The 5,536-nt window shown below is 73.6% G+C and carries 6 protein-coding genes and 1 pseudogene; 2 read left to right on the top strand and 5 right to left on the bottom strand.

The genetic code is table 11. The annotated features are described in order from the left end of the window. Window positions 1–748 (top strand): methyltransferase domain-containing protein (locus VF825_RS08075; protein ID WP_331111996.1); only part of this gene is annotated, 748 nt, incomplete at its 5' end. Between the two features lie 105 nt (window positions 749–853). Here the strand turns inward: VF825_RS08075 and VF825_RS20085 are convergent. Together VF825_RS20085 and VF825_RS08070 are read right to left on the bottom strand one after the other, a co-directional pair. After that, window positions 854–991, bottom strand: a pseudogene (locus VF825_RS20085) (type IV toxin-antitoxin system AbiEi family antitoxin domain-containing protein); the annotation flags it as partial. A gap of 192 nt (window positions 992–1,183) precedes the next feature. Beyond that, the gene (locus VF825_RS08070) at window positions 1,184–1,930 is read right to left on the bottom strand and encodes a DUF3105 domain-containing protein (protein WP_331111994.1); all 747 of its coding nucleotides are present in this window, start codon (window positions 1,928–1,930) and stop codon (window positions 1,184–1,186) included. Window positions 1,931–2,027: 97 nt separating this feature from the next. On the opposite strand from VF825_RS08070, the gene VF825_RS08065 reads away from it, so the two are divergent. Beyond that, entirely contained in the window at window positions 2,028–2,963 is a 936-nt protein-coding gene (locus VF825_RS08065; protein WP_331111992.1) for a DNA-3-methyladenine glycosylase 2 family protein, read from the top strand. 27 nt (window positions 2,964–2,990) lie between these two features. On the opposite strand, the gene VF825_RS08060 is transcribed toward VF825_RS08065, so the two are convergent. The 3 genes from VF825_RS08060 to VF825_RS08050 form a co-directional block, all read right to left on the bottom strand. Next, window positions 2,991–4,634, bottom strand: coding sequence for an MDR family MFS transporter (locus tag VF825_RS08060; protein WP_331111990.1), 1,644 nt, complete (start codon window positions 4,632–4,634; stop codon window positions 2,991–2,993). Continuing rightward, entirely contained in the window at window positions 4,631–5,146 is a 516-nt protein-coding gene (locus tag VF825_RS08055; RefSeq protein WP_331111988.1) for a MarR family winged helix-turn-helix transcriptional regulator, read from the bottom strand. Before VF825_RS08055 ends, VF825_RS08060 begins: the two co-directional genes overlap by 4 nt. 142 nt (window positions 5,147–5,288) lie before the next feature. Then, on the bottom strand, window positions 5,289–5,536 hold a 248-nt coding region (locus VF825_RS08050), incomplete at its 5' end, for an IS30 family transposase (RefSeq protein WP_331111986.1).

Raw genomic sequence — 5,536 nt, 5'->3', positions numbered from 1 at the left:
CGGCGTGCGGCGGGTCGTGCGCTCCTGGCCCTCGCCGGCGCACCGGCCGGTGCCGACGTCCGTGGCGCCCACCGCGGTGCTGTCCGGCCCCGCCGACTGGCAGCGCGCCGTCGCCGAGGCGCGCACCCTGCGCCTGCCGCTGCACCACGACCGGCCCAAGAACTGGGACGCCCTCGGCGCCGTCGCCGCGGTGCTCGCCCTGGCCGACGACGGGTCGCGCACGGCCCGCGTGATGGACGCGGGCAGCGCGCGATACTCCTCGGTCCTGCCCTGGCTGCGGCTGTTCGGGCTGGGCGCGGCCCCCGAGTCGCTGCTGGGGATCAACCTGGAGTTCGGCGAGCCGGTTCACCGTGACGGGGTGACGTTCCGCTACGGCGACGTCACCGACACCGGGCTGGCGGCCGGCTCCCTCGACGCGATCACCTGCATGTCGGTGATCGAGCACGGCGTGCCGGTCGAGGGGTTCCTGGCCGAGAGCGCCCGGGTGCTGCGGCCGGGCGGGGTGCTGTGCGTCTCGACCGACTACGACCAGGTGCCGCCGGACACCAGCGGGCTCGAGGCCTACGGCACGCCGGTGCGGATCTTCGGCCCCGACGACATCCGCGAGCTCGTGGCCACCGCCGAGCGGCACGGCCTGGAGCTGGTCGGCGACCTCGCGGGTGCCCTCAGCCACGCCGAGCGGCCGGTGCACTGGAAGCGCGTGGGTCTGGACTACACCTTCATCCTGCTCACCTTCCGCCGCCGCTGAACCCGCACGCGACCGCTCGCGGTCGTGCCGACCCAGCAGCGCCCCCGGGTTCCTTGCCCTGTGCGCGTCCTCCGTTCGCAGCGGGAGGGGCCTCACGGCATACCGGCCGCGGCCGAGCCGGACGCACTCACCCGAGGCGACCATCCGCCGCAGCGAGCGGGCGTCGGGGCCGCGCTCCTCTGCGTCGGTCGCGGTGAAGATGTTGCCGGCAGCGGTGGCGCGCAGACGCAGGAGCTCGTTCATGCGGCGAGGATGTCGGGCGGGACCGTCACCACCACCCCCGAGCCTCGGGCTGTGGACGGTGGGACGACGGGTGGTGGGGGTGGGGAAAGGCGCTCTGCCGAGGAAACGGTGCGCCGTGCCGAGGCTGGAACCTCGGCACGGCGTCACCAACCTCGGCAGAGCGCCACAGACCCGGTATGCCGTGTGGTCGCCTCAGGCGGCGTTGGGCTCCGGTGCGTCGGTGCGCGGGAACTTCTCGATGAACTGCTTGACCACGTCGCCGGAGATGTCGCCGCACAGCTCGCGGTGGCCGGCCTGGCTCTCGATGCTGCCGTCGGCCTTGACCTTGGCGGCCCAGTGGGAGAGGGCGTAGAGCTTGCCGGCCGGGAAGGCGCCGTACTTGCTGTCCCACGGCGAGGCGATGAACTTGTCCTTGGCCCACGAGGTCTGCGGCGCCATCTCGGCGATCTGCTTGACCAGGGCGATCTTGGCGGCGGGGGCCTTGGGGTCGTACCAGAGCACCGTGTAGCCGTGCTCGAGGTTGTGCACCAGCGTCTCGATCCGGGGGGCGTCGGCGCCGCTGTAGAAGTGGATGCCGTCGAGGTCGGGCTGGGCGAAGTGCTGCCCGAAGGACGGCGGCACGGTCGCGTACTTCACCGAGGTGACGTTGGCCTTCGGCGTGCCGGGCCCGACGTGCTCGCCGTTGCCCGACGCGGCGTCGTTCGTGATAGCCGAGCAGGAGGCGGCGCTCGCGGCCACCCCGATCTTGGTCAGCGCGACGTCGGGCTGCTTGCCCTGGGCGTCGACCACGGCGTAGGTGATGACGCCGGCCAGGACCAGCAGCAGCGCCAGGCACCCGGCGATGATGACCATCTTGGTGCGCCGCTCGCGGGCGTTCTGCTGGCGCTGGATCTCGGCGAGGCGCGCCTTGCGCTCCTGGCTGACCTGCTTCTTGGCCACGTGTGTGTCCCCTGGGGTCGTTCGGTCGGACGTCGGGGGAGTCTACGGTGCCAACCCGTGCGCGCCTGCTGTCGGCCGGGTGGGTGACACTGGGCCGGTGACACCGGCCGGCGCGGACGCCCCACCGCTCGAACGCACGTGGCGTTCCGGGCGTGCCCTCGACGTGCGCTCGACCTTGGGCATCCTGCGCCGCGGCGCCGGTGACCCCACGTGGCGACAGGATCCCGACGGCACCATCTGGCGCGGCATCCGCACACCGTGCGGGCCGGCGACGCTGCGCCTGCTCCAGCGCCAGGACGGCGAGGTGGAGGCCCGGGGCTGGGGCCCCGGCGCGGCCTGGGTGCTCGACCGGCTGCCCCGGATGCTCGGCGAGGACGACGACGCGGCCGGCTTCGAGCCCCGCCATCCCGTGGTCGCCGAGGCGGCCCGCCGGTTCAGCGGGTGGCGGGTGCCGTCCACCGGCCTGGTCCTGGAGGCGCTGGTGCCGGCGGTCATCGAGCAGAAGGTGACCGGCCAGGAGGCATTCGGCTCCTACCGCACCCTCGTGCACCGGTATGGCGAGCGCGCGCCCGGGCCGGGCGGCCCCCGCGGGCTCCGGGTCGCCCCCGCCCCGGCGACGTGGGCGATGGTCCCGTCGTGGGAGTGGCTGCGGGCCAGCGTGGACGCCAAGCGCTCGGCCGCGGCGGTGCGGGCGGCGCGCAGCGCCGGGCGGCTGGAGGAGTGCACCACGATGGCGCACGCGGAGGCACACCGCCGGCTGCGCGCGATACCGGGGATCGGGGTCTGGACCGCCGCGGAGGTGGCGCAGCGGGCGCTCGGTGACCCCGACGCGGTGAGCTTCGGCGACTACCACGTGGCGCGCAACATCGGCTGGGCGCTGACCGGCGTCGAGGTCGACGACGACGGCCTGGCCGAGCTGCTCGAGCCGTGGGCGGGCCACCGCTACCGCGTGCAGCGGCTGCTCGAGCTGGCCGGGGTCATGCGGCCCCGCCGCGGCCCGAGGATGGCGCCCCGGACCCACCTGCCTCGGTAGTGCGGGTGGGTCCGGGGTGCCTGGGGGTCAGGCCGTGGAGGCGACGGGCTCGCGGCGAGGGTCCTCCTCGAGCGGCTCCGGCTCGCCCACACCCGAGGCGCCGGCTGCGGCCTCCTCGACCGACTCGGTCATCCGGATGCTGGTGCGCAGTGGCACCTCCTTGACGAACAGGACGGCTACCAGGGCGACCACCGCGACGGCCGCGCTGATCGCGAAGACGTGGCCGGTGGCGTCGCCGTAGCTGGTGCGCATCAGCTCGCGCAGCGGTGCCGGCAGCGCGCCGAGGTCGAGCCCCGCCGCGCCCTCCTGCTTCGAGGCGGCGGCCGCCGCGGCACCGCCGAGGCGTCGCAGGCCGGCAGCGACGTTGTCCTCCACCCGGGTGGCGAGCACGGCGCCGAGCACGGACACGCCGACCGCGCCCCCGAGGGTGCGGAAGAAGGCGACGGTGGCCGAGGCGGCTCCGATGTCCCGGACGTCGACGGTGTTCTGCACGGCGAGGACGAGGTTCTGCATCATCGCGCCGAGGCCCAGGCCCATGACGGCCATGGAGACGCTGGCCCGCCACAGCGGGGTGGTGTGGTCCAGGGTCGCCAGGCCGGCCAGGCCGGCGACCAGCAGCACGCCGCCGCCGACGAGGAAGCCCTTCCAGCGGCCGGTGCGGCTGATGACCTGCCCGGCGCCGGTGGAGGACAGCAGCAGGCCGAGCATCAGCGGGACGGTGAGCAGGCCGGCCTCGGTCGGTGAGTCGCCGCGGGCGACCTGGAAGTACTGCCCGAGGAACGTCGTGCCGCCGAACATCGCGATGCCCACGGCGACCGAGGCGAGCACGACAAGCGCCGCGGTGCGGTTGGCCATGACCCGCAGGGGCACGAGCGGCTCCGGGACGCGCAGCTCCACGACGGTGGCCAGCGCGAGGGCGACCAGCGCGCCGCCGAGGTAGGCCGCGCTCTGCCAGGACACCCAGGCGAAGTCGGTGCCGGCGAAGGTCACCCACACCAGCGGCAGGCTGGCGCCGACGGCGATGAGCAGGCCGCCGAGGTAGTCGATCCGCGGCGCGCGGCGCTCGGTGCCCACGTGCAGGGTCGCCTGCAGGACCACGAGGGAGATGACGGCGAGCGGCACGCAGACGTAGAAGCACCAGCGCCAGCCCAGCGGGCTGTCCACGATGACGCCGCCGAGCAGCGGGCCGCTGACGGTGCTCACCGCCATGACCGCGCCCATGTAGCCGGAGTACCGGCCGCGGTCGCGCGGGGCGATGATCGAGCCCATGATCGCCTGGACCAGGGCGGTCAGGCCGCCCATGCCCAGGCCCTGCACGACGCGGCAGCCGATGAGGAACGGCACGTTCGGCGCCAGGCCGGCGGCCACCGAGCCCGCGACGAAGACGAGGATCGCCAGCTGCACGAGCAGCTTCTTGCTGAACAGGTCGGAGAGCTTGCCCCAGATCGGGGTGCTCACGGTGGTGGCCAGCAGTGAGGCGGTGATGACCCAGGTGTACTGCCGCTGGGTGCCGTGCAGGTCGCCGATGATGGTCGGCAGGGCGGTGGCCACGATCGTCGAGCTGAGCATCGCGGTGAACAGTGCGGCCAGCAGGCCGGTCATGGCCTCCAGCACCTGCCGGTGCGACATCGGCTCGGCCGAGGCCTCGCGTGGACGGGTGGTGGTGGTCATGCGGTGAGCTCCTCGGGGGAAGTGGGGGAGGGGGTGTCCTCGGCCGGCAGGTCGAGCCAGGCGGGACGGTCGGCCAGGGGCGCGGCGACCAGGGACCGGCTCAGCCGGTCCATCAGGGCGGCGGCGGTGCGCACGTCGTCCTCGGCCCAGTCGCGCAGCAGCTGCCCGAGCTGGGCCACGCGGTCGGCGTGCAGCACCTCGAGCTGACGCCGGCCGAGCGGGGTCAGCGCCAGCCGCCAGGCCCGGGCGTCGTCGGGGTCGTGCCCGCGCTCGACCAGCCCGGCGCGCTCCAGCGGGGCCACCTGGCGGGAGATGACTGACGGCGCCACGCACAGCCGCTGGGCCAGGTCGCCGGGCCGCGCGGGCCCGTCGTACAGGCTCTTGAGCACGGCCAGGTGGGTGCTGGACGCGCCGAGCACCTGGGACTGGCGGTGGGCGACCGAGCGGGTCGTGCGCATCAGGTGGCTGAGCGATCCGAGCAGCTCGGCTGCCGCTCCGTGGTCGAGGGACATGGGCCACTCCTTTGGTTTCGCCATGCAACTATATTCAACAAAGTTGCTTCGCGCAACCAAATGACGGGTATGCCGTGCCGTCGCCTTCCAGCCCCACCCATGCGCCGAGAGGGGCGTTCCTCGGGTTTGAGCCCGGGCGGTTTCAAGCGGCGGTTGCAACGAGGAGCTCGTTCAGCTTCTGGGCGGGATTCTTCCAGTTCAGGGTCTCGCGTGGTCGTCCGTTGAGCTCGCGGGCGACCGCGTCGAGGACGGACTGGGTGTAGCTGCGGAAGTCCGTGGAGGAGCGGGGGAAGTACTGGCGCAGCAGCCCGTTGGTGTTCTCGTTGGAGCCGCGCTGCCAGGGCGAGTGCGGGTCGCAGAAGAAGACCTGGCAGTTCGTGGCCAGGGTGA

This window comes from Oryzihumus sp. (assembly GCF_036391795.1).
In the GTDB taxonomy this organism is placed as follows: Bacteria; Actinomycetota; Actinomycetes; order Actinomycetales; family Dermatophilaceae; genus Oryzihumus.
The sequence above is the reverse complement of the archived record's forward strand: the minus strand, read 5'-3'. Positions and strand labels throughout refer to the sequence as shown.

Coding starts and splice junctions, on each gene's coding strand:
- VF825_RS08060 (WP_331111990.1), bottom strand. CDS start 4,634: ATGACCACCACCACCCGTCCACGCGAGGCCTCGGCCGAGCCGATGTCG.
- VF825_RS08055 (WP_331111988.1), bottom strand. CDS start 5,146: ATGTCCCTCGACCACGGAGCGGCAGCCGAGCTGCTCGGATCGCTCAGC.